This window comes from Streptomyces sp. NPDC056580 (assembly GCF_042793175.1).
In the GTDB taxonomy this organism is placed as follows: Bacteria; Actinomycetota; Actinomycetes; order Streptomycetales; family Streptomycetaceae; genus Streptomyces.
In genome coordinates, this window is sequence record NZ_JBHTVE010000006.1 from 333,519 (window position 1) to 355,171 (window position 21,653).

The following is a 21,653-nucleotide window of genomic DNA, read 5'->3' on the forward strand; positions in this document are numbered from 1 at the left end:
TGGGCTCTGGAGACGGTCACAGACCCCGTACGCGCTTCCAAAGGTGGCAAAGCCCTATATCCCTCCGTGCATTCATACGCTGCACCAATGGGTATCGACTACGCGGCGGTCTTCCAGGCGCTGCCCGGCGCGGTCGCGCTGGTGACACCCGACCTGGTGGTCGCCGACGCCAACACCGCGTTTCTGCGGCAGGCCGGCCGGAGGCAGGAGCAGGTGGTGGGCCGCTACGTCTTCGATGCCTTCCCCGCCAACCCGGCCGACCCCGCGGCCTCCGGCGCCCGCAATCTGGAGCTGTCCCTGCGCGCCGTCCTGGCCAACCGCGAGATCGACACCATGGCGCTGCAACGCTACGACGTGGAATCCACCGCGCACCCCGGCCGCTGAGAGGAGCGCTACTGGAGCCCGGTCAACGCGCCCGTCTTCGCGCCCGACGGCCACATCGCCCTGATCATCCACCGCGTCGAGGACGTCACCGAAGTCCTGCGCGCCACCGGCCAGCCGGACGGCGCCCAGCAGTTCGAGGCAGAGCTCTTCAGCCGGATGCGGCAACTGCACCAGGTCAACGAACGCCTGCGCCGCGCTCACGCCCGCGAACGCGAGGTCGCCCTCGCCCTCCAGCGCGCCATGCTCCCGGCAGGAGTCCCAGCCACCGTGGTTCCGGCGGACCGAGGTCGGCCCACCTCACCCGGGATCTGCCGTACCGCGGCGGCCGTGGCCGCCGCGGTGGCGTGCGGGGCGTTGATGAAGGGCTGCGTCCGATGCCGCAGCGCTTCCCGCCCTGTGCGATGGCCCCGGGGTGCGCGTTTTCAGGAGAAGACGACGGAGCGCGGGAGCAGGCGGTCGGAGGCGCCTGCGCCGGGGTGGAGTGTGTAGTAGGTGTCGCCTTCGCAGTCGGCGTTGAGGAAGACGGTGGCGGTGGCGTCCGTGCGGTTTTGGGGAGCCCGTGAGGCGGTTCCGGGGGTGGAACCGGGTGCGGTGAGGTTGATGCAGGTGCCGCTGGTGGGGTTGTTCAGGAAGCCGACGGCCTCGTATCCCTCGGCGGTGGTGTAGGTGTAGCGGAACTGGCCGGTTGCCGCTGAGGCTGAACCAGGTACGGCGAGCAGCAGGGCGAAGGCGCTGCAGGCGGCGCCCAGGGCCGAGGTGAGGGAGCGGACTGACACAGTGGGGGTCTCTTTCTGCCGGTGCTTGTGCGGTCAGTGCCAGCGATGCCCTCACAAGAGGTGCGGTAGGCGCTTTGTCCCTCGGAGCGGGGAAGGCGAATCGTTCCCTTCGCGCAGGTGGTAGCCCTAGTGGCGCGTCGGGCGAATCCAACGCCCGAACCGGCGAGACCTACAACGACTTCAATCAGCTCACCGCCCTGACCACCGGCGCAACCACCCACCATTACACCTACGCCGGCACCGACTCCTCCGCCCGCCTGACCGCCGACACCACCACCGACGAAGGCCCCCTCGGCATCTCCACCACCACCAGCGGCAGCGGCGGGAAGACCGGATTCATCCGCGATCCCGCGGGCACGCTCATCGGCATGACGACCGGCGGGAAGACCTACTACTACCTGATGGGCGCCCGCTACTACGACCCCTCCACCGCCCGTTTCACACAGACCGACCCCAGCGGCCAGGAAACCAACGCGTACCTGTACGCCGCCGGCGACCCCCATCAATAACGTCGACCCTTCCGGTCTTTCGGCCGTGGACTGGCTGGGTCCTGTAGGCGACGTCATTCAAGCCGGCTATCACCTCTACACCGGTGACACAACAGGGCTCTTGGGAGACGCCGGTCTTGCTGCCGGAGCCGCAGCCGGTCTCGGGTGCGAAGCTGTACTGGGAGTAGGCGCCGTTCCCACCCTGGGAGCGTCAGAGACTGCGCAACCAATCTGCTACGCCGCAGCCTGGGGAGCTAGCACGGGAGTCTCAAACCTCGTTGGCGGCTAGTACTGATCACTGATAGACGGGCAGCGCCACGGCTGCCCGCCCCTATCTCGAAGGAGAATGACTCATGTCACGTGTAGGTCCATCCATGGAACAGCGGACGCGCAGTGAGATGTTCTACAAGATGGCCTCTATAGCTGCAGTAGTTCTTGCAATTTCCGGAATAGCGCTCGGGGTGTTGGGTAAGCCATCAGGGATGGTTCCTAGTCGCATTTTCCATCATTTTTTGGGTGGGATTGTTCCTCACTCTCAGGTACACGAAAAAATCGCAACCCTGAGCCCGGATACACCAGCTTTACATGAGGCCGGACCTCAGAGGGCGTTAGGTGAAGAATCGGTGTTCCGTCATCGCTGGATCATGAGATGCCGGGCCGGTGGCCTGGCACGCTTGTCCCAACACAGGAGGTTTCCATAGCCAAGCGCTATTGGGCCAGTGCCTACCGCACCGAACCTAGTGACCTGAGTCAGAGATTCGTCGGCAGTAGACCATCCCCGGATGCGCGGGGAGCGGCGGGCCGGGATCGAGCCGGAGTCAGCGCGCCCGGGATTATGTCATCGGAGTTTGATCACCGCAGGTCAGCGACTCAGCGCACCGTGCGCTGAGTCGCTGGCCTGCACTTATGTGCAGCGTCTCGAAAAGGTGCAGGTCAAGGCGTTGCGATCGTCGTGCATGCTGCTCGATTTTTGGGGACGGTGGGGTCAGGAAGGCTTGACCGCCGAGACCGGGGTGACGGTCACCTTGTTGTCACACTCGGCCCACACCCCGTCGTTCAGGGCGACCTGGTGCTTCCCGGAGTGCGGCAGCCCGATGACCATCGTCGGATACGTCACCGGGTCCTTGCCCGACACGCAGTAGCCGTCGGCCTCCCCTTGGACCTGGACGAAGGTCAGCTTCACCCACGCCTTGCCGTGCGGCCGGACCGTCACGGTGGCCGCCCTGCCGGTGGGAGTGACCTTGAGCGGGGTGTTGTGGGCGGGGGAGCCGTTGCCGGCGCCCGCGACCGTCGGATGGCCCTTCAGGACGCACGTCCTCCGGGAGACGTTGGTGAACTGCACGACTGCCGCCCCGGTCCCGGTCCCGACGGGCCGGTGGCCGGCCTGCCAGGCGCTGACCTGGAGGGCGGAAGCCGGGCAGGCGGGCGGCGGGGTGGAGGTGGTGGTGCTCGCCGCCATGGCGGTGCCGGGCAGGACGCCTGTCACCGCCGCCGCGACGGCCGTGACCGCCGTCGTCGCCAGAGCCGCCCTGCGAATGCCGTTGCTGTGCCGCATGCTGTCGTCCCCCTGAGTCGTCTCGTCCGCGAGTTTCGGTCGTCGGTGTTACCCCGCGGTACGTGTGGTCGTGGTACGTGAGTGCAGACAGGGTGAGAGAGCGGCAGGGTTTCGTGCGGCGACTACTTGTGACGGAACGGTGACGAGAGGCTCCACCCGTGCAGATGGCCGTCAAGGCAGACAGAAGCACCTCCACTGCGCCATGGGTTGCACCACGCCCCCGGCGCGCACCGAAGGTGCGCTGAGTTGCTGACCTGAGGTGATCAAACTCCGATGACACGAACTCGCGTCTGTCAAAGTCCGATGGCAAACGGTCAAGATCCAGTGGCACGGGACAACTGTCACGCTGTCACGCCCAGAGGTCAGCAGGATGGCAAGAGGACGGCCGCGGCCGTCGCAGGCGAGGTGGGCTTTGGTGGTCAGTCCGCCTCGGGATCGGCCGAGGGCGTGATCGTCCGGTTCGTCCGGCCGGCGAACGCAAGCCAGTTGACTCCTATCACCGGCCTACGACCAACCCGGACCTGCCGTCAACCCACACCACCACCGGATTTGACGAACTACCGGTAGGTGGCGGCCAGACCGGCGACGACCTGCTCGTGGTCCATGTGTCGGGCCAGCAGCAGCACCTCGATCAGCGCACGGGTGCCGGCCGCGTCACCGTGGGCGGCCTTCGCCGCGGCCCACCACTTGTCGTGGACGGGGGTGAAGCGGCCCGCGGAGCGGGCTTGTTCCAGCGCGGTCGAGCCGGGAAAGGCTCCCGGCTTGCGCAGCAGGGCCTCCAGATAGTGGTCGAGCACCACGCGGGAGCCGTGCCGGCCGCCCAGCCGCTCGTGCCCATGTGATCGCCGCGCGCGAGAAGTGTGTGGGGCTGGGCGAGCAGCCTGAGGGCTGACCGGACTCAGCCCGGGGCGGGGGGAAGGTCGTCGAGGAAGGTGGCCGTCGGCACGTGGAACAGGCACCCGGTGACGGCGGTCGAGTACTCCAGGATGCGGTCGTGGGTGGCGCGCCCGTCGCCGAGGAACATGTGCCTCAGCATCTGCTCGGTCACGTCCGGGGTGCGCGCGTAGCCGATGAAGTACGTGCCGAACTCGCCCTTGCCGAGGGTGCCGAACGGCATGTTCTCGCGCACGATCTTGCGCTCGTCCCCGTTCTCGTCCGTGACGGTGTTGAGCGCCACGTGGGAGTCGGCGGGCTTGACGTCGTCGGACAGTTCGACGTTGGCGAGCTTCGTGCGCCCGATGACCCTCTCCTGTTCCTCCGACGACAGGGCGTTCCACGCCGTCATGTCGTGCAGGTACTTCTGCACCGTCACATAGCTGCCCCCCGAGAAGTCCGGGTCCTCGTCGCCGATGAACACCGCGTCGGTCGCGCGCCGTCCCTCGGGGTTCTCACTGCCGTCGACGAACCCGAGCAGGTCGCGCTCGTCGAAGTACTTGAAGGTATGGACCTCGTCCACCACCGCGACCGCGTCGCGCAGCCGTTCCGTGAGCAGGTGGGCCAGTTCGAAGCACAGGTCCATGTGGCGGGCCCGTACGTGGAAGAGGAGGTCTCCCGGGGTGGCCGGGGCCCGGTGACGTTCGCCGTTCAGTTCCACGAACGGGTGGAGCTCCCGTGGCCGCGGTCCGCGGAACAGCCGGTCCCAGGCGGCCGAGCCGATGCCGACGACACAGCTGAGCTGCTCGCCGGGGGCGCGGAAGGCGACCGAGCGGCACAGGCCAGAGACGTCCTCCAGCAGATCGCGGACCGTCTCCTCGTGGCCCGGCGTGATGGTGACCACGAGGAACACGGCGGTCTTGGCCGGTTCGACGACCACGGGCTGCGACTCGAACACGGCCCGTCCTCCTCATCCGATACGGCGGAACCCATCGCCCGAGGGCCGTGCGGCCCTCTCTCCCATCCTGCTGTCTCCAGGGCGCGACCGCGCGGGGACGTCGCGGGGACCTCAGCTGGTGACGAGTCCGGTGACGAGGTTGATGGCGGTGGCGAGAATGCTGGTGCCGAAGACGTACGACAGGAGCGCGTGCCGCAGCACGATCGCGCGGATGGCCGTACTCGACACCGCGGTGTCGGACACCTGGTAGGTCATGCCGAGGTTGTAGCTGAAGTAGAGGAAGTCGCGGTACGCGGGCGGCAGTCCGGAATTGAAGTCGATCCCGCCGTCGGCGGCGTAGTAGAGGTAGGCGTAGCGGCTGGCGTGCATCAGATGCAGTGCGGCACAGGCCAGGAACACCCCGAACAGGGCGGTCACGGCGCCCGCGTGCCGGCGTTGGACGGGCCGAGCAGGAGCAGCAGCACGATGGTGAGCAGTCCCGCACGAGGCGACCGCCACGATTACGAGTTCCTCACCTGCGGGCCGCAGGTGGGAAGATGGCCTACGGCCACAAGACTCCGCACCAGGCACGCCAGCGGGCGACGATCGTGCTCCTGGCAGCACGAGGCCGCAGCAACGCCCGGATCGCCGCCGAAACCCACCTGCACGTGGACACCGTGCGCCGCTGGCGCGGCCGATTCGCGGCCGGCCGGGTGCCCGCCCTGGCCGACCGCAAGCGGTCGGGGCGGCCTCCGACGTTCACCGCGCTGCAGATCGCCGAGGTCAAGGCACTGGCCTGTCCGGAGCCCCGCTCTCGCGCTGGTCAGGCCCCGAACTCGCGCGCGAGGCCGTCACCCGGGCTATCACGGACACGATCTCCGCCTCCACTGTGTGCCGCTGGCTACCGCTTAGCCTCGGGCTTTGGAGCCAGCCTCTCCGGGACTTGATCGAGCGAGTGAAGAGCGGCTCCGACCTGCAACGATGAGGGCTTGTCTGGGTCCTGTCCGCTGACAGGAAGGAAGCACTCTCCAGGTGTAGAAGCGCAGTCGGGCATGCCCCTCTACCCGTTGTGAAAGTGCTGGTCGCGGGTGCGGGCTGTCAGGGATCCCGGGCTCATGCCTCGACGCCCAGGCTTCCGACGGCAACGCTTGGTCGGCCTTGTAACGGTGCAGCGGATCCTGCGGCGGCGCAGGTAGGCGCGGGTCTTCCGGGGAGACGGACGCCAATCACTCGCTCCTTCCCGTGCTCGTGGGGATGTCCGTGTTTTCACTGGTAGTCGGCGATCCGCCCGTGGTGTGCGGATTCGGATGCAGACCGTCGAGCAGGATGCGGATCAGGGCGCCGGGGAAGTCCGGGTCGTTGTCGATGCCGGCCAGCGCGACGAGGCCGTCGAGGATCTGTCCTAGAGAGACGTCGTCGCGTACTTCTCCGCTGCGTTGCGCGGCGCGGAAAAGTGGTTCGCCGGCCGCGATCGTGCGGGAGCGGCTGGCGCGGAGGATGGGGGTGCCATTGGCGGATTCGGAAAGGAGGACGGAGGCGAGAGGTCCTTTGCGGGTGCCGGTGGCGTGGAAGCGCATGAGCCAGGCGAAGAAGGCCTCGCCAGGGGTGTCGCCACTGACGGATTTGGCGGCTTGGCACATGTCGTCGACGGTGTGACGGAAGAGTTCCTCAACCAGTTCGAGTCTGCCGGGGAAGTTGCGGTAGAGCGTGGCCATGCCGACTCCGGCACGTCGGGCGATCTCGGCCATGGACGGTGCGGCACCGGGTTCGGCGAAGGCCTCGCGGGCGACCGCGATGATCTTCGACCGATTGCGCTCGGCGTCGGCACGTCGGGCAGGTGCGGACTCAGCGCTCACGGCAGATGCTTCCTTCCTTTGGAGTCCAGAACCCAGCGTACCGGATAGCCTTCTCACTTCCTCTTGTAAACGGATAGCCTGTCCGATACGTTAAGTGGACAGGCAATCCGTTTAGGGCGGATCTGCTCAGGACACCAGGAGAGGAACAACCATGACTGCAACGGTGAGCGTCCCGCCCGTCGCCGACATCGCCCGCCGTGACATCCCCGCGTTCGTACGGGCCGGGGAGCGGATGATGTGGATCGGAGGTCGACAGGTCGCCGCAGTCTCCGGACGAACACTGCCCAACACCGACCCGGCCACCGAGGAAGCGCTGGCCAGTGTGCCGCGCGGCGAGGCAGCCGACGTCGACGCCGCGGTCCACGCAGCGCGCGCGGCGTTCACCGATCCCGCCTGGGCGGAAATGAGCCCCGACCGGCGCGGTCGGATCCTGAACCAGATCGCCGACGTCATTGAGGAGCACGCCGACGAACTGGCCACCATTGACTCGGTCAACATGGGCGCACCCCGCATGCTGACCGCACACATGCTGGCCGAGGCGAGTGAGGTCTTCCGCTACTACGCCGGCTGGCCTACCAAGCTGTCCGGTGTGAGTGTTCCCGCAGGCAAGGACCACATGGCCTACACCCGCAAGGAGCCCCTCGGTGTCGTCGGCGTCATCTGGGGCTGGAACGGTCCGATGGGCCAACTGCCCGGCAAGCTCGCCCCGGCCCTGGCCGCCGGTAACACCGTCGTGCTCAAGCCGGCCGAGACCGCCTCGCTGAGCACGCTGCGCTTGGCCGAGCTGCTGGCCGGCACCGACCTGCCGGCCGGTGTCGTGAACGTCGTCACCGGCCGGGGCGCGGAGGCGGGCCAGGCGCTGGTCGCGCACCCCGGTGTCGCGAAGATCGCCTTCACCGGGTCGACCGCGACCGGCAAGCTTGTCCAGAGCCAGGCCACCGACACGCTCAAGCGCATAACGCTCGAACTGGGCGGCAAGTCGCCGTCGGTCGTCTTCGCCGACGCCGACCTTGACGTCGCGGTCCGCGGCGTGGCGGCTGGCTTCCTGGGTAACGCGGGACAGGTCTGCGTCGCCGGATCACGGGTGTTCGTCGAGGAGAGCATCCGCGAGGAGTTCGTCGAGAAGTTGCTGAAGACGATGGAGGCATTCACCCCGGGCGATCCGCTGATCCAGGGCACGCTGGTGGGACCGCTCTCCACCAAGGCGCAGTTCGACCGCGTCAGCTCCTACCTCGACATCGCCCGCGAGGAGGGCGCGAACGTGGTGACCGGCGGCGGGCGCTTCGGTGACCACGGATACTTCTTCGCCCCCACTCTCCTCGACGACGTCAGCCCCGACATGCGCGTCGTCCGCGAGGAGATCTTCGGCCCCGTCGGCGTGATCACTACCTTCACCGACATCGACGACGCCATCGCCCAGGCCAACGACACCGACTACGGACTGGCCGCCTCCGTGTGGACCACCAACCTCACCACCGCACACCGCATGGCCGCAGCCATCGAGGCCGGCACCGTCTGGATCAACACCTGGGCCGAGATGAGCACCGGCAACCTCCCCTTCGGCGGTTACAAGCAGTCCGGCCTGGGCCGCGAAGGCGGTTTGGAAGGACTCGACACCTACACTCAGGTCAAGACCGTCCGCATCGCGCTGTGACCACGCCACCTCACGCCTGAGCGGCCTGGCCATCCTCGAGCGCCACACTGGCATGCGCGGCCGTATCGGGTCGTACCCGCGTGTCCGCATTGAGGGCGGCGGCCGGGCGGTGGTCTCGCAGGCCTGGGACACCGGCTGCTCACGGGAATCTCTCGGCGTCATCTCGCTTGCCTGGTTGAGGAGTTGGCTGTGTCGTGGCAGGCCGGGGTCGAGGGCCGTCGTCATGCTGCACGAGGTGGAGCCAGGAAGCGGGCCGCGGGAGCCGGCGCCCGCCACCAGCTGGTCTTCGTCGACCGGCTGGTGGCCACACTGATCCACCTGCGGCACGACCTGCCGCACTCCGTGCTGGGGCTGCTGTTCGGCGTCGACCGCTCCACCATCACCCGTGCGATCGCAGAGATACGTCCGCTCCTGGCCGATCGGGGGTGCGCGGTTCCCGACCGTCCCGGTCTGCGGCTGCGGACACTGGCGGACGTCTTCGCCTACGCCCAGGCCGAGGGCATCGAGCTGCGGCTGGATGGCACCGAGATCCAGGTCCGACGGCCCCGGCCGGCCGCGGTGGACGGCGTGCGTTCGTCTCCGGCAAGAAGAAACAGAACACGATGAAGGCCACCGTCATCGCTGACTGGCGGGGCCGCACGTTATGAACCGATGCCCTGCGGCCTGGGCGTATGCACGATGCCACGGCCGCCCGCAACGAAGGCATCGCCAGCTGCTTCCAGCACTTTCCCGATGTCGAGGTCCTCTTGGACGACGGCTGCCTCGGCCTGAGCCGCGACCACCGCGGGCAAGCGATCACACCGCCCAGAAAACCGCGTCCGGGAGCACTGCCCGGCAGAGTCGAGCAGTGGGAACGCGACCGCCACGGCCACTCCTCCGACCGCATCACCGTCGAACACGCCCTCGCCGATCACAAACGCTGGAAGCAACTGACCCGCTGGACCCACCGCCGCGACCGCCTGCCCGACACCTACCGCGCTATCGCCGGCCTCGTGTCCGACCGCACCGTCACCGCCTGAAACAGGCCACGAGCAGGCCAAACACGACCCGCCCGCTAGACGCCGCGATATCAGCGGCGATGATGCCGTGGCGGAAGGCTCGGGCGGTGCACGATCCGGGCGAGATCCTGCTGGACGTGGCCCTGGCGGTTGCGCTGGGCGGGGACTGCCTCGCGGATGTCGCCATGCTGCGGGCCGAGCCGGCCGTGTTCGGGCCGGTCGCCTCCGACCCGACGGTCTTCCGCCTCATCGACGCCCTCGCAGCCTGCGGGACAAGGCCATGCAGGCCATCCGTGCCGCGCGCGATCATCGTATGATCACCGCGGACCGGGAGTGACAGGGCCTGGCCGTCCAGCACGAAGACGCGGAGCCGCCGCACCTCCTCACCGCGCTTCTTCACGCGGCCGCCCCGCCGTCCTTGCCGCGGGCCGCACCTGGGCCTGTCACCACTGGCCTACTGCCGCGCCCACAACGCACCGGAGCCGACAGCGGCACGATGACCACCGTGCCGCCTGGTCCGCGTCGTCACGGCGGATCACAGGGTGGCGACGCGCAGCACGATCAGGGTGACCGAGACCACGGTGAGGACCGCCGCCGGAAGCGCGCCCTCGCGGTCGCCGACGCGCAGGTGGGCGGCGACCGCCCCGGCGAAGTAGAGCGTCAGGCCGATCGCGGCGGCGATCCCGACGGGCTCCCACCGCAGTCCGGCGACCGCGCCGGCCGCACCCGCGACCTGAGCGCAGATCAGGAAGGTCATCATCCCCGGCGGTATTCCGAGGGCGGACATCTGCTCGGCGATGTGCCGCGTCCGCAGGGACTTGGCCGCGGCCGATACCAGGAGAACCACCGACATAAGCACGGTGACGACAGCAAGGGAGACGAACACGGCTGAAACCTCAATCATGCGAGATGCGGGAAAGGGACGTGCGCACCTCGACGACGATAGGCAGCCGATAGGTACCTCCAGGTAACCTTCGGGGTGTGAGCCTGCGACCCGAAATCGCCTTCCTCGCCGACTGCCCCGCCCTCCTGGCCATGGAGATCATCGCCAGCAAGTGGTCCATGGTCACGCTCTTCGCGCTGACCGACGGCCCGCTGCGCCACGGCGAGTTGGTCGAGTTGAGCGGTGGCATCTCCCGCAAGGTACTGACCCAGACGCTGCGCCGACTCCAGGCCAACGGGCTCATCGAGCGGCGCGCGTACGCCGAGGCGCCGCCGCGCGTGGAGTACGGCCTGACCGATCTGGGGCGAACCCTGGAGGAGCCCATCAGGATGCTCACCGCATGGGCGCGGGAGAACGGCGAGGCGGTCGTCACCTTCCGGGAAGCGGCCGAAGAGGCCGGAACCTTCAAGACGGACCGGACGACCCCGGCGAAGACCCCTCCCGTCGGTTCCTGACCCATCCGGCGACGCCGGGGCAGAGCGCCGGTTGCCCCGCTAAAGGCCGAGACCGGCACGACGACGCGACCCACCCCACGGCAGCGGAGCGCGGCGGCCTCGCACCCGGCCCGACCGTATCCCGCCTCCGGGGAGGGCAGGGCACGTCACGAAGCCGGTACGCGGGAGCGAGGCGCCGTGGGCCGGGCGGCAGCCGATCGCGGCGCGCAGGATGCAGCCGGCCTGCCAGCGCCGGGCCCGCAATCGGATGCACCGCTCCGCGCTACGGGCCCCGGCACCTCGCTGATCAAGGAGAAATCGCGATACCCCGTACGCGCATCCCGTCGACAGCCGGCCGGCGACTTGCCACCCTCGCGACCGCCGTCACCCTCCTCGCCGGTGCGGCAGCGGTCGCCGCGCCCACCGCCTCGGCCGTCGGCTCATCGGCATGCCACTACAACGTCACCCGCGAGACCTCGACGGTGACCGTCAACGGCGTCAACTTCCGCACCGGCCCGGGCACCGGCTACGCCTCCAAGGGGCTGCTCTACAAGGGCGACACGTACGTCGCCCACTGCGGCGTGCGCAAGGGCACCGCCGCCCACCCCCAGGCCTGGCTCTACGCCAAGCTCAGCCACCGCTCCAAGAGCGGTCTGGCATCCGGCACATGGGGCTGGGTCCGTGGCGGCTTCGCCGTCTCCAGATGACGACAGGCGGGGCACACTGCGGGGGAGTGGTCCCACCGTGCGGAACGCCGCCCCCGGTCGCCATGCCGGGCCCTGGCACGCCCGTGCGCCGCACCCGTTGCGGGCCGCTGCCCGCATGGACGCTCCCCTCACTACCACCGAGCAAGGGGAGATCACCGTGCCGTTTCCGTCCGTCCCCCGTCGGACCGCACCCGCGCACCGTGTCCGGACCACGACGGTTGCCACTGCCGTCGCCGCCTCCTCGGTTCTCGGACTGTCGCTCGCCGCGGCCGCGCCGGCGAGCGCGGCGACGGGCTCCAAGGCGTGCACCCACCAGGTCAAGCTCGACACCCGGGTCACCGCCCCCGTCAACTTCCGCACCGGCCCCGGCACCAGCTACACCAGCCTCGGCCTGCTCCCCAAGGGCCAGGGCGTCTACTGGGCCTGCTACAAGGGCAACCGGGGCTACCTCAAGCCCTACTACAGCGCGCACAAACTCCAGTGGGGCTGGGTGAGCCGTACCTACATCGACGTGCCGATGCGGACCGACTGACACCGTCCGCGACACAGGGCCCGCGCCTTGGCCCACCCTCTTCCGGGTGCCCAGGCGCGGGCTCTGGCGTTCCCCGCGTGCGGGCCGTGCCCGCTGTCGGTGGGGTGGATGCCATGGCTGGCGGGATCGACGCCGATCAGGTCGCGGTGCAGGCGGCGTATCCGCAGCGCCCGGTCGAGGCGGAGGCGTTTGTCGCGGACTTCGCCGACGGTACGGGGTTGATGTCCAGCCGCTGGGCGAGTGCGGTGGCGGGCCATCCGGCGCGCGCGAGGTCGGCCAGCAGCCGGGACGCCTCGGTGGAGTCGGTCAGGCCGGGGGCGCCGGGGGTGTGGCGCCGGGGGAGCGGGATGCCGAGGATGGCGTCCGCAGTGGTGCGGGCGATGTCCCGGACCGTGGAGCCGTGCATGGGGGTCCGGAGCACGCGGCGGACCAGGGTCACGGACAGCCCAGCCCGGTCGGCGATGTACTGAGCGGACATGCCCTGCCCGCGCAGCCGCACCGCCCACCGAGCGGCGGCATGCTGACGGGGAGCGAACGCCGTCGGGATGGTGGCATCGGCAGCCCGAGCCGTGATCGGCCCGGCTCGGGCTGCCGCCTTCCCCCGCGGAGCCGGCCCGGACGCAACGGCTGCCGAACGACAGACTGACGGGTGATCCGGTGACTGAGAGGCGGTGTTCGGCCCGCTACGCGGCGGCCGTTATGCGGTGGGCGTGGGTGAGATGCGGGCTGCGGAAGCGGCAACGGTGTCCGCGAGACAGGCACGTCACGAGGCCGACGGCGCCGACGGCGCCAACGGGGCGCCGGGACCGCGCGTCGCCGTGGCGAGTAGCCGCGTGAAGCAGCGTCATGGCTTGGCGCTGGATGAGTGGGCCGAACGGTGGAATGTGTGTAGTGATCCCGGCGGAATGTGTGCAGTGATCGCGTAGATCACTGAGTGCTCCGCGTGGATCACTCGGACCATGGTGATCGGATCCCGGTGTGCAGCCAGGAAGGTGATCATGTGACGACTTCCCCAGGGCCCAACCCAGGGGTTCGCTCCGGCGCGTATGTGATGGGGCGAAGAGGCCTGAGATGCCCATGCTCGCGGACAGAGATGGCATGGATTGTGCTGGTCCTGCTCGCGACGGCGGTGCCCGTGGGCTGGTTCGGCTTCAAGGACTTCAGCCTGGCTCTGACTTTCGCGGGGTGCGTCACCGGAGTAGCTCTCATGGTGGCGGCTCTCATCATGGCCGTGGGTATCGCCGCGGTCATGGACTGCTGGGTCCGCGGGCCGAGTTCCAACTTTCGAGTGGTCGCGCTGATCTCTACTGGCGTGGCGTTGCTGACGAACGTCTTGCTCGCGTTACAGGTGTGGAACGACGGGGAGAAGGTCGGCTATAAAGTACTGTCCGTTGTGCTCATCCTAAGTTCGCTATCCGCTGTCGTCCTGGTGTGGCGAAGACTGGATGAGATCCCCACGCCGAAGCGGGTGGCTGCGGCGCTCATCGTCTCCGCGCTCGTCGCGGTCGCCAATTTCAGCTACCAATACCTTTTCCAGCCATACCGGCGCGAGGCCACCCCTCTCGTGCAACTGAACCCGGGTAAGGCAGTGCTCAGCGCGGACGGAATGGTGCTCTCCGTGCCGGTCGACATCAAGCTCGTGAATCACAATGATATGGGATTTTACGTGCTGGGCGCCGAGTTCCATGCCATGGGAGAGAGCGTGACGGTGAGCAAGAAGGACCTGACCCAGGCGAAATGGCGACAGGACGCCGAGCAATGGGCAAAATACCAGGAGAAGCACCCACTCACCCGCAGGGAGGTCTACCAGCCGGGCAAGCTGGTGGCGGCGCAGCCGTGGATGCTCCCCGGAAGTTGGGTCGAACCTAACGACGAATTGCTCACGCGGACCGTTGTTCAACTTCCCAGCAACACGAGCTTCGACAAGCTGACGTTCTACGCTACCCTGAACCTGGCGCGTAAAGACCGGCTCGATATGGGCCTATTCAAGGGCTCTAACTATTCCTGGCGGGGTGCTGCTGTGCCGCAATGGATGAAGGAGGACCAAAAAGAAAAAAAGTACGACACCATCATTCAGGGGGCCGATGTGCAAGAAATCAATGCGATCGATCAAATCACGAGAAAGAAGCGCCGCATCACTACCTATTGGTGCTTTGGCGTACATGGTGTAAACGTGGTGCCGGCCATCGCGCCGGTAGGTGAGGAAAACCATACCCTTTCCGAGCGGGCGGACCGCGAGGTACGGAGCCGCTACGGCTTGCTCGACGTCTTGGCGGGCCCGGTCGAAGAAACGCTCGATGAGATCAAGGCCCGGCGCTGACCAGCCCCTCCGGTCACCTGACCAGGGAAAGAGTCTGTCATTCGCGATCCCAGCAGCAATGAGTCCCTGATGCCGCGCCACGCATCCTGCACGGCCCGGCACAGCGTCTCGACGTCGAAACCTCGGAACGAGGACCGGCCGGCGGGCCGCGTCGGTGAGCGGAGTGTGCAATGCGGCGTCGATGCGCTCACCAACCTGGGAATGGCCGAGGTGGTACAGGGCTTCTTTGAGCCGGACCACTGTGTGGGGTGCCACGCGGTCGAGGTCGACGAGCGCGGCGCGGCCCGGCCCGGGTCGTACGGATGCCGCAGCCGCCGCACATGGGCGCCTACCGCCCCTCGCACTCAGTCGGCGTGACGGGACGGCTCTGCTCCGGCCGGTGGGCCGGCTGGCTGGTCCACGAGTGCCAAGCACACCGTCAGGACCGTGGTCGTAGGGCCTCCGGGACGGCCCACCGTCACTACGGACGGCGTCGTCTACCTCAAGTAGACCGGCGGGACAGCACGGCGGCGAGGGCTTCGCAGCGTTCGAGCAGAGCGTAGCCGTCGCAGAGCACGGTTTCGTGGCCGCCGTACGACTCCAGGTTCAGGACCGCCGCCTCCAGGTGCCGGATCTCGCCGGCCAGCATCGGCACCTCGCAGACGCCACGGGCGCTGGCGGCGGAGGCCCGCTGGTGCAGCAGGGACGCCAACTCGGCGCCGCTGGCGTTGTGGATCGTCGCGGCGTCACTGCCGCTGCGCAGGACGAGACAGGCCCGGGCGTGCTCGATCACGCGGAGCACGGCCTGGTATTCCGGCAGGGACAGCTCGAACGCCGGCGGCGACTCACCCGCCGGGCCGGAAGCCTTCGTACGTCTTCGTGCGCCGGAACTCGGCATCGCGGATCCCCCCAAAGGTGAAGGCGGACGCCTCAGCGGCTCTGGCGGGCGTCCAGACCTACCGCTGCCCGATCTTCGGCAGTCCTAGGCTCAACTGTTGTTGTGCGAAAACTTTTCAGCCATCGTTCATCGGCCGCGGGCGCCGCAGTGATCCCTCCAGAGCTTCGCTTCGAGGTCATTCGCCCCTCCGTTTCCCTTTGTTCGGATGAGGAGGGGCTGATTCCTGCCCGCGATCAGATGCGAGGGCACGGCTCGGTCGCTTGTGCGATTCCTGTGTCAGGTTGTGTGCGCCCGGTGACCAGTGGGGTCGCCGGCCTCCGTCTTCCTGTGGGGAAGCCACGCGCACACGTCCCTTCGGCATGCTCGTCCGGGGTGGCCGCAGGAGAACGACCGACGCCATCGGCTCCGTGATCGGCCTGGCCGACGTGGACGGAAACAAGGTCGACACCTAGACCTACAGCCCCCGCGGCGTGCGCATCCTGGCCCAGTCCTCCGAACCGGTCGCCCAGCCGTACCGCTTCGCCGGCAACTACCAGGAGCCCCACCGGCCTGTACCACCTCCAGGCCCGCTACTACGACGCCAACGTCGGCCGCTTCACCCAGCCCGACCCCTCCGGCCAGGAACAGAACCCCTACCTCTACGCCGAGGGCGACCCCGTCAACCGCATCGACCCGGCCGGCACCCTCAGCCTGAGCGGCGTGACGGACACCGTCGGCGTGGAATGGCGGTCGGTGAGGCCACGGACGCGGCCTACGAAGACGCCACAAGCTGACCCCGCCCCCTATGGTCCCGCACCACGACGAAGGAGATCTCGTGCGACCTTCGGCTGAAACGTCACTGGCCTACAAGGGACTCGACGGCATTCCTCTCCGGGTCCTGTTCGGGATCGCCATCGTGGCCTTCATCGTCTTCGGAGTCACACAGGCCCGCAAGAAGAAGTAGAAGGCGAGGTGTCGGCGGCCGCCGGTCCCGCCGCCCGACGGCGTCAGTGCGGAGCCACCCAGCCCGGCCGCCAGGTCCCGGCGGCGTCGTGCCCGGCCGTCGCGGCGGCCAGGTGCGCGCGCAGGGTGGCCAGCGCCGGGTGGGGGTTGTCGCGGCGCCAGATGAGCGAGTGCGGGTAGACGGGCGTCGGGTCGGTCACCGGGATACGGCGCAGCCCGTGCCCGGCGGGCCAGATCAGGCGGGTGTGCCCACCCATGAAGGTGGCCAGGCCCGGCGTGTCGGCGATGGTGTCCAGCAGGGCGTCGGAGCCGAAGTTGGGTCCGGTCGCCTCGATGGTGAGGCCGAACTCGGCGACGAGGTCGTCGTAGTAGGCGGCCCACTCGGTCCCGGGAGTGATGCCGGGCATCCAGATCCGGTGCCCGGCGAGCTGGGCAACGGTCACCGAGCGGACGTCGGCCAGCGCGTGGGCGGGACCGGTGAGGAGCTGGAGCGGCTCGTCGACCACGCGGACGGACTCCAGGTCCTCGGGCAGGGGCCGGCCGGGCATGGCGACGGCGCGGAAGGACGCGTCGATCGCACCGGACCGGACGGCGGCGACGGCGGTCTCGATCTCGACCAGCATCAGCACGTCCAGGTCGATCTCGGGGTACGCGCGGTGGAAGCCGCGCATGAGACCCGATGCCGCGCCGCGTGAGTTGATCACGTCGACGCGCAGGGGACGGCGGCCGGCGCGCACGGACGCGACCGCGCGCTCGGCGACGCGCAGCAGCTCGCGCGCGTGGGGCAGGAAGGCCCGCCCGTCGATGGTCAGCTCGGCGCCGCGCGGCACGCGGGTGAACAGCCGCACGCCGAGCTCGCGCTCCAGCGCGGCGACCCGTTTGGAGACGGCCTGCTGGGTGATCGACAGGTCGGCGGCGGCCTTCTGGAACTGGCCCGCCTCCGCGACGGCGACGAAGGTGTGTACGGCCCCGAGGTCCACGGCCGCCACCTTAGTCGACAACGGATGGTTGTGGCCGGTCGGCGATGCGGTTGTTTGACCTGGCGCGGGGCGTCCCGTTTAGCTCCCCTCGGGCAACGTTGGCTTGTTCCGGTGGGACTCGAGGGGCGCGCTGAACATGATGGGCAGGAGACGACTGGGCCGGCCGTTCGGCTGGCTGTGGTCGGCGTACGCGGTGAGCGCGTACGGGTCCGGGCTGGGGTTCGGGGCACTGCCCCTGATCGCTGTGCTGGTGGTGCACGCCGGCCCCGCGGAGGTGTCCGCGCTGTCCGCGGTGGGACCCGCCGTGGGCGCGCTGATCGCGGTGCCGCTGGCGCCGTGGGTGGAGTTCCGCCGCAAGCGGCCCGTCATGATCGCGATGGACCTGACCAGGTTCGCGGTCATGGCGACGATCCCGGTCGCCTACGCCTTCGACGGGCTCGGCTTCGTCCAGCTGCTCGTGGTGTCGGCCCTGGTCGCCGCCGCCAAGATCGCGTTCAACGCGGCGAGCGGGGCCTACCTGAAGACACTCGTGCGACCGGACGACCTGCTCGTGGCCAACGCGCGGTTCGAGTCAACGAACTGGAGCTCCATCGCGGTCGGACCACCCCTGGGCGGAGCCGCCATCGGTCTGTTCGGGCCGGTCACCACCGTGGTGGCCGACGCGGTCAGCTACCTGCTCTCCGCGCTGGGCATCGCCGCGATCCGGGGCCGCGAGGAGGCGGCGCCGCGGCCGGCCGGGGAGGGCCCGGTCCGGGCGGGCGCCGTGCTGGACGGCTGGCGTCACATCATGGGCGATCCCGGACTGCGGGCGCTCTACCTCAACAACATGCTCGTCGCCGGTCTGATCATGGCCACCGAGCCGGTCCTGGCCGTGCTCCTGCTGCGCCGGCTCGGATTCCCGCCCTGGCAGTACGGGCTCGCCTTCGCCGCCCCCTGCCTCGGCGGACTCGTCGGTTCGCGGCTGGCCCGCCGTGTCGTGGCCCGCCACGGCCGGCACCGGGTCTTCCGGACCGTCGGCACCCTGCGCGCCGTCTGGCTGATCGGCCTGGCCTTCGTCCGTCCGGGTGTCGTCGGCCTGCTCACCGTGATGGCCGTCGAGCTGGCGATCATCGTCAACATGAGCCTCTACACCCCGGTGCTCGCCGCCTACCGGCTCGAACGCACGCCCAGGCACCTCGTAGCCCGCACCCTGTCGGCCTGGTCGATCGGCCAGCAGGCGTCCATCGCGGTCCTCACCGCGCTGTGCGGGCTGCTCGCCGACGCCACCAGCCCACGCACCGCGCTCGCGGTCGCGGGACTGCTCATCCTGGCCAGCCCGCTCCTGCTTCCCCGGCGCGACCAGACGTCGCGGCACGAACCGGAACCGTCCCCCAGCACCGCATGACACACCGGCAAGCCCGACTGGCCCGGCCTCCGGCGGACCGGCACGCCCGCCCCGCCCGAGCACGGCGCCCACCTACGCCCCTCCGGGAGCGGCACCCGCTCACGCGGGGTCCGGGTGTGGCGCTGGTTAACCCGGTTTGGGCGCGGCCGGTTCACGTCCGGTCCGGGTGCGGCGCCGGCTCACGTCCGAGGGCCGGGCGCCGCGCCGGTTCACGCCCGGGGTCCGGGTGTGGCGCTGGTTAACAGCCGGTTTGGGCGCGGCCGGTTCACGTCCGGTCCGGGTGCGGCGCCGGTTCACGCCCGGGACCTGGGCGTGGCCGGTTCGTACCCGGTTTGGGGTCGCGCCGGCTTACACCCGGCCTGGGCACGGAGCCGGTTCACACCCGCCGCGGACGCGGCGCCGATTCACGCCCGGAGCCCGGGCGCGGCCGGTTCACACCGTCCGGACGCGGCCGGTCCACGGCTGGGTTGCGGGTGCGGCCGGTTCACGCTCGCTCCGGGTGCGGCACCGATTCGTGCCCGGTTGGGGGCGCGGCGTGTTCCCACCCGTTCCGGGCCCGGCACCCGCTCACGCCCGGGGTCCGGGCGCTGCGCCTACGCCCGGTCCTGGCGCGGCGCCGGTTCACGCCCTTCGCGCGTGACGCCGTTCGTTCGCGCGCGCCTCGGACGGGGACCCTCACGCCTGCCGCGGGCCGCCGCCTGCTGGCCGGCCGCCCCGTCCGCGCTCGGCGCGCCGCAGCGCGCGCCGCTGCTTTCCCGGCAGAGTTGCGGCCAACTCGCCCACCGGGGCGACGTCGTGGCACGCGCCGTCCCGGCCGCCACGGCACCACCACACCGTCGGGCCCGCGGCCTCCGTCCCGTCCCAGTCCCAGTCGCCACCGGTCCCCGCGGGACGCGGGTGCACGCCGGTCTTGTGCTCCCGGCAGACCGGCCACACCTGCCAGAGCAGCTCCATGACGGTCGACTGCGCCGCATCCGCGACCACGGCCAGGACCGTCTCGGCGTCGTCCGGCTCCGGCGGATCGCCCTCCTCCAGGTCGACGGCGTTCACCGGGTTGCCGTGCCAACGGCCGTCGGGCATCGCCACGTAGACCTGACCCCGATCGACCTCGCCCGGCGGCGCGGGCCGCCGAGGCGGGTCGACCATCAGTATCAGCGCGTCCTGGCCCGGCAGGGTCGCCACCAGGTCGCGGTTGACCACGGCGAGCGCGGCCTCCAGCTTCGGCCACCGGCCGGGCTCGGCCGGACGGGGTTCCGGAGGCCACCACCCGTCCCGGCCGGGACCGTCGCCCGCGTACGAGAAGTAGTTCACCCGGACATCGTCCCAGCTGCGCCCACACGGCGGCACGGCGGTGCTTGGGAGGTTCTTGACACGGCCGCAGGACTGAAGCGCGATCACCCGGCAACGAGCAGGTGGTGACACGCATAGCAATCGTCGCCCTGACCCTCGTCGCGGGTGTGCTCGCCTCCCTGGCGTCGGCCTGGCTCTCGCCCTGGTGGCTGCTCGCCGCCGTGCCCTTGGTCCTGCTCGGGCTGCTGGGCGCCTGGGACCTGGTGCAGCGCCGGCACTCGGTGCTGCGCAACTATCCGGTCCTCGGCCATGCCCGGTTCCTCATGGAGCGCATACGCCCGGAGCTGCAGCAGTACTTCATCGAGCGGAACTACGACGGCCGCCCCTTCGACCGGGACGTGCGCAGCATCGTCTACGAGCGCGCCAAGGGCACGGACGCGGAGGAGCCGTTCGGCACCGAACGGGACGTGTACCAGCCCGGTTACGAGTTCCTGGTGCCGTCGATGGCGCCGTGCCCGGTGCCCGAGTCGCCGCCGCGGGTACGCATCGGCGGCCCGGACTGCGCCCGCCCGTACGACATGGCCCTGCTGAACGTCTCGGCGATGAGTTTCGGCTCCCTGTCGGCCAACGCGGTCCTGGCCCTCAACGGCGGTGCCGCGGCAGGGGGCTTCGCCCACGACACCGGCGAGGGCGGGCTGTCGGAGTACCACCTGCGGCCGGGGGGCGACCTCGTGTGGGAGATCGGCACCGGGTACTTCGGCTGCCGGACCCGCGACGGCGGCTTCGACGCGGCCGAGTTCGCCGACAAGGCCGCGCACGACCACGTCAAGTGCGTGTCCCTGAAGCTCTCGCAGGGCGCCAAGCCCGGCATCGGCGGTGTGCTGCCGGGGGCCAAGGTGAACACCGAGATCGCCCGGGTGCGGGACGTGCCCGAGGGACGCACGGTCGTCTCCCCGCCGTACCACCGGGTGTTCTCCACCCCGCGTGAACTCGTCCGGTTCATCGCCCGCATGCGCGAGCTGTCCGGCGGCAAGCCCGCGGGGTTCAAGCTCTGCGTGGGCTCGCGCCGGCAGTTCCTGGCCGTGTGCAAGGCCATGCTGGAGGAGGGCACGGCGCCCGACTTCATCGTGGTGGACGGTGCCGAGGGCGGGACCGGGGCCGCGCCGCTGGAGTTCGCCGACCACGTGGGCACCCCGCTCACCGAAGGCCTGCTCACCGTGCACAACGCCCTGGTCGGCGCCGGACTGCGCGACCGCATCAGGATCGGGGCGAGCGGCAAGATCGCCACCGGTACCGATCTCGTCAAGCGCATGGTGCAGGGCGCCGACTACGGCAACGCGGCGCGGGCCATGATGTTCGCCGTCGGCTGCATCCAGGCGCAGCGGTGCCACACCAACACCTGCCCCACCGGCGTCACCACCCAGGACCCCCGCCGGGCCCGCGCCCTGGACGTGCGGGACAAGGCGCCACGCGTCCAGCGCTTCCAGGAGGCGACTGTGGCCGGCGCACTGCAGATCATGGCGTCCATGGGCGTCACCGACCCCGCGGAGCTGCGCCCGCACATGCTCCGCCGACGCATCGACCCCATCACCGAACGCTCCTACGAGGAGCTCTACGAGTGGCTCGAGCCAGGGCAGTTGCTCGCCGGGCCGCCGGCTTCCTGGGCGGCCGACTGGCAGGCCGCCGACCCCGACCGTTTCACCGTGTGACCTGGAGGACCCAC

At 69.6% G+C, this 21,653-nt stretch carries 21 protein-coding genes and 5 pseudogenes; 14 read left to right on the forward strand and 12 right to left on the reverse strand.

Annotated elements, in window-relative coordinates; all coding sequences use genetic code 11:
• Window positions 1-87: 87 nt before the first annotated feature.
• Window positions 88-639: pseudogene (locus tag ACFQ9Z_RS15375) on the forward strand (PAS domain-containing protein); the annotation flags it as partial.
• A gap of 167 nt (window positions 640-806) precedes the next feature.
• Here ACFQ9Z_RS15375 and ACFQ9Z_RS15380 read toward each other — a convergent pair.
• Window positions 807-1,160: a hypothetical protein gene (locus ACFQ9Z_RS15380; RefSeq protein ID WP_383016649.1), complete on the reverse strand. Its 354-nt coding sequence runs from the start codon at window positions 1,158-1,160 to the stop codon at window positions 807-809.
• A 74-nt stretch (window positions 1,161-1,234) separates the two neighbouring features.
• Between ACFQ9Z_RS15380 and ACFQ9Z_RS15385 the strand changes: the two genes are divergently transcribed.
• Window positions 1,235-1,669 (forward strand): RHS repeat-associated core domain-containing protein, encoded by a 435-nt coding sequence (locus ACFQ9Z_RS15385; protein WP_383016652.1) that lies wholly within the window; start codon window positions 1,235-1,237, stop codon window positions 1,667-1,669.
• Between the two features lie 964 nt (window positions 1,670-2,633).
• On the opposite strand, the gene ACFQ9Z_RS15390 is transcribed toward ACFQ9Z_RS15385, so the two are convergent.
• The 5 genes and pseudogenes from ACFQ9Z_RS15390 to ACFQ9Z_RS15410 form a co-directional block, all read right to left on the reverse strand.
• Window positions 2,634-3,203 (reverse strand): DUF4232 domain-containing protein, encoded by a 570-nt coding sequence (locus tag ACFQ9Z_RS15390; protein ID WP_383016655.1) that lies wholly within the window; start codon window positions 3,201-3,203, stop codon window positions 2,634-2,636.
• A 351-nt stretch (window positions 3,204-3,554) separates the two neighbouring features.
• Window positions 3,555-3,668: pseudogene (locus tag ACFQ9Z_RS15395) on the reverse strand (IS5/IS1182 family transposase); the annotation flags it as partial.
• Between the two features lie 92 nt (window positions 3,669-3,760).
• The gene (locus ACFQ9Z_RS15400) at window positions 3,761-4,003 is read right to left on the reverse strand and encodes a hypothetical protein (RefSeq protein WP_383016658.1); all 243 of its coding nucleotides are present in this window, start codon (window positions 4,001-4,003) and stop codon (window positions 3,761-3,763) included.
• 98 nt (window positions 4,004-4,101) lie between these two features.
• Window positions 4,102-5,034 (reverse strand): Dyp-type peroxidase, encoded by a 933-nt coding sequence (locus tag ACFQ9Z_RS15405; RefSeq protein ID WP_383016661.1) that lies wholly within the window; start codon window positions 5,032-5,034, stop codon window positions 4,102-4,104.
• Between the two features lie 111 nt (window positions 5,035-5,145).
• Window positions 5,146-5,637 carry a DUF1345 domain-containing protein gene (locus ACFQ9Z_RS15410; protein ID WP_383016664.1) on the reverse strand — a complete coding sequence of 164 codons (492 nt, stop codon included), beginning with the start codon at window positions 5,635-5,637 and terminating at the stop codon, window positions 5,146-5,148.
• On the opposite strand from ACFQ9Z_RS15410, the gene ACFQ9Z_RS15415 reads away from it, so the two are divergent.
• Window positions 5,571-5,960, forward strand: coding sequence for a helix-turn-helix domain-containing protein (locus tag ACFQ9Z_RS15415; protein WP_383016667.1), 390 nt, complete (start codon window positions 5,571-5,573; stop codon window positions 5,958-5,960). The two genes, ACFQ9Z_RS15410 and ACFQ9Z_RS15415, sit on opposite strands and share 67 nt — an antisense overlap.
• A 279-nt stretch (window positions 5,961-6,239) precedes the next feature.
• Here ACFQ9Z_RS15415 and ACFQ9Z_RS15420 read toward each other — a convergent pair whose 3' ends face one another.
• Window positions 6,240-6,869, reverse strand: coding sequence for a TetR/AcrR family transcriptional regulator (locus ACFQ9Z_RS15420; protein ID WP_383016670.1), 630 nt, complete (start codon window positions 6,867-6,869; stop codon window positions 6,240-6,242).
• 151 nt (window positions 6,870-7,020) lie between these two features.
• Here ACFQ9Z_RS15420 and ACFQ9Z_RS15425 point away from each other — a divergent pair, with 151 nt between their 5' ends.
• From ACFQ9Z_RS15425 to ACFQ9Z_RS15435, 3 genes and pseudogenes are all read left to right on the forward strand, one after another.
• On the forward strand, window positions 7,021-8,523 hold the full coding sequence (locus ACFQ9Z_RS15425; RefSeq protein WP_383016673.1) for an aldehyde dehydrogenase family protein: 1,503 nt from the start codon (window positions 7,021-7,023) through the stop codon (window positions 8,521-8,523).
• A 123-nt stretch (window positions 8,524-8,646) separates the two neighbouring features.
• Window positions 8,647-9,542 (forward strand): annotated as a pseudogene (locus ACFQ9Z_RS15430) (transposase family protein).
• A gap of 35 nt (window positions 9,543-9,577) precedes the next feature.
• Window positions 9,578-9,784: pseudogene (locus ACFQ9Z_RS15435) on the forward strand (transposase); the annotation flags it as partial.
• 272 nt (window positions 9,785-10,056) lie between these two features.
• On the opposite strand, the gene ACFQ9Z_RS15440 reads toward ACFQ9Z_RS15435, so the two are convergent.
• A complete protein-coding gene (locus ACFQ9Z_RS15440) occupies window positions 10,057-10,425 on the reverse strand; it encodes a DoxX family protein (RefSeq protein ID WP_383016676.1) in 369 nt (122 codons plus the stop codon).
• A 131-nt stretch (window positions 10,426-10,556) separates the two neighbouring features.
• Here ACFQ9Z_RS15440 and ACFQ9Z_RS15445 point away from each other — a divergent pair, with 131 nt between their 5' ends.
• From ACFQ9Z_RS15445 to ACFQ9Z_RS15455, 3 genes are all read left to right on the forward strand, one after another.
• Complete coding sequence (locus ACFQ9Z_RS15445; RefSeq protein WP_383017173.1) at window positions 10,557-10,919, forward strand: winged helix-turn-helix transcriptional regulator; 363 nt, start codon at window positions 10,557-10,559, stop codon at window positions 10,917-10,919.
• Between the two features lie 461 nt (window positions 10,920-11,380).
• Window positions 11,381-11,605 (forward strand): hypothetical protein, encoded by a 225-nt coding sequence (locus ACFQ9Z_RS15450; RefSeq protein WP_383016679.1) that lies wholly within the window; start codon window positions 11,381-11,383, stop codon window positions 11,603-11,605.
• A 157-nt stretch (window positions 11,606-11,762) separates the two neighbouring features.
• Window positions 11,763-12,137, forward strand: coding sequence for an SH3 domain-containing protein (locus tag ACFQ9Z_RS15455; protein ID WP_383016682.1), 375 nt, complete (start codon window positions 11,763-11,765; stop codon window positions 12,135-12,137).
• A 136-nt stretch (window positions 12,138-12,273) separates the two neighbouring features.
• Here ACFQ9Z_RS15455 and ACFQ9Z_RS15460 read toward each other — a convergent pair whose 3' ends face one another.
• Window positions 12,274-12,615, reverse strand: coding sequence for a hypothetical protein (locus ACFQ9Z_RS15460; RefSeq protein ID WP_383016685.1), 342 nt, complete (start codon window positions 12,613-12,615; stop codon window positions 12,274-12,276).
• 615 nt (window positions 12,616-13,230) lie between these two features.
• On the opposite strand from ACFQ9Z_RS15460, the gene ACFQ9Z_RS15465 reads away from it, so the two are divergent.
• On the forward strand, window positions 13,231-14,457 hold the full coding sequence (locus ACFQ9Z_RS15465) for a hypothetical protein (protein ID WP_383016688.1): 1,227 nt from the start codon (window positions 13,231-13,233) through the stop codon (window positions 14,455-14,457).
• Window positions 14,458-14,938: 481 nt separating this feature from the next.
• Here ACFQ9Z_RS15465 and ACFQ9Z_RS15470 read toward each other — a convergent pair whose 3' ends face one another.
• Complete coding sequence (locus ACFQ9Z_RS15470) at window positions 14,939-15,334, reverse strand: hypothetical protein (RefSeq protein ID WP_383016691.1); 396 nt, start codon at window positions 15,332-15,334, stop codon at window positions 14,939-14,941.
• 389 nt (window positions 15,335-15,723) lie between these two features.
• Between ACFQ9Z_RS15470 and ACFQ9Z_RS15475 the strand changes: the two are divergent.
• Together ACFQ9Z_RS15475 and ACFQ9Z_RS15480 are read left to right on the forward strand one after the other, a co-directional pair.
• Window positions 15,724-16,165: pseudogene (locus ACFQ9Z_RS15475) on the forward strand (RHS repeat-associated core domain-containing protein); the annotation flags it as partial.
• Window positions 16,149-16,277 carry a hypothetical protein gene (locus ACFQ9Z_RS15480; protein ID WP_383016694.1) on the forward strand — a complete coding sequence of 43 codons (129 nt, stop codon included), beginning with the start codon at window positions 16,149-16,151 and terminating at the stop codon, window positions 16,275-16,277. The pseudogene ACFQ9Z_RS15475 and the gene ACFQ9Z_RS15480, both read left to right, overlap by 17 nt.
• Window positions 16,278-16,320: 43 nt before the next feature.
• On the opposite strand, the gene ACFQ9Z_RS15485 is transcribed toward ACFQ9Z_RS15480, so the two are convergent.
• A complete protein-coding gene (locus ACFQ9Z_RS15485; RefSeq protein WP_383017176.1) occupies window positions 16,321-17,256 on the reverse strand; it encodes a LysR family transcriptional regulator in 936 nt (311 codons plus the stop codon).
• A gap of 136 nt (window positions 17,257-17,392) precedes the next feature.
• Here ACFQ9Z_RS15485 and ACFQ9Z_RS15490 point away from each other — a divergent pair, with 136 nt between their 5' ends.
• Entirely contained in the window at window positions 17,393-18,640 is a 1,248-nt protein-coding gene (locus tag ACFQ9Z_RS15490) for an MFS transporter (RefSeq protein WP_383016697.1), read from the forward strand.
• A 675-nt stretch (window positions 18,641-19,315) separates the two neighbouring features.
• On the opposite strand, the gene ACFQ9Z_RS15495 is transcribed toward ACFQ9Z_RS15490, so the two are convergent.
• On the reverse strand, window positions 19,316-19,951 hold the full coding sequence (locus ACFQ9Z_RS15495; protein ID WP_383016700.1) for a hypothetical protein: 636 nt from the start codon (window positions 19,949-19,951) through the stop codon (window positions 19,316-19,318).
• A gap of 104 nt (window positions 19,952-20,055) precedes the next feature.
• Here ACFQ9Z_RS15495 and ACFQ9Z_RS15500 point away from each other — a divergent pair, with 104 nt between their 5' ends.
• Window positions 20,056-21,639, forward strand: coding sequence for an FMN-binding glutamate synthase family protein (locus ACFQ9Z_RS15500; RefSeq protein ID WP_383016703.1), 1,584 nt, complete (start codon window positions 20,056-20,058; stop codon window positions 21,637-21,639).
• The last annotated feature ends 14 nt before the right edge of the window (window positions 21,640-21,653 follow it).

What these genes read in the sequence shown, in the direction of transcription:
- ACFQ9Z_RS15440 (WP_383016676.1), bottom strand. Translation starts at nt 10,425, where the DNA reads ATGATTGAGGTTTCAGCCGTGTTCGTCTCCCTTGCTGTCGTCACCGTG.
- ACFQ9Z_RS15465 (WP_383016688.1), top strand. Translation starts at nt 13,231, where the DNA reads ATGGCATGGATTGTGCTGGTCCTGCTCGCGACGGCGGTGCCCGTGGGC.
- ACFQ9Z_RS15425 (WP_383016673.1), top strand. Translation starts at nt 7,021, where the DNA reads ATGACTGCAACGGTGAGCGTCCCGCCCGTCGCCGACATCGCCCGCCGT.
- ACFQ9Z_RS15490 (WP_383016697.1), top strand. Translation starts at nt 17,393, where the DNA reads ATGATGGGCAGGAGACGACTGGGCCGGCCGTTCGGCTGGCTGTGGTCG.
- ACFQ9Z_RS15470 (WP_383016691.1), bottom strand. Translation starts at nt 15,334, where the DNA reads ATGCCGAGTTCCGGCGCACGAAGACGTACGAAGGCTTCCGGCCCGGCG.
- ACFQ9Z_RS15460 (WP_383016685.1), bottom strand. Translation starts at nt 12,615, where the DNA reads ATGTCCGCTCAGTACATCGCCGACCGGGCTGGGCTGTCCGTGACCCTG.
- ACFQ9Z_RS15415 (WP_383016667.1), top strand. Translation starts at nt 5,571, where the DNA reads ATGGCCTACGGCCACAAGACTCCGCACCAGGCACGCCAGCGGGCGACG.
- ACFQ9Z_RS15390 (WP_383016655.1), bottom strand. Translation starts at nt 3,203, where the DNA reads ATGCGGCACAGCAACGGCATTCGCAGGGCGGCTCTGGCGACGACGGCG.
- ACFQ9Z_RS15445 (WP_383017173.1), top strand. Translation starts at nt 10,557, where the DNA reads ATGGAGATCATCGCCAGCAAGTGGTCCATGGTCACGCTCTTCGCGCTG.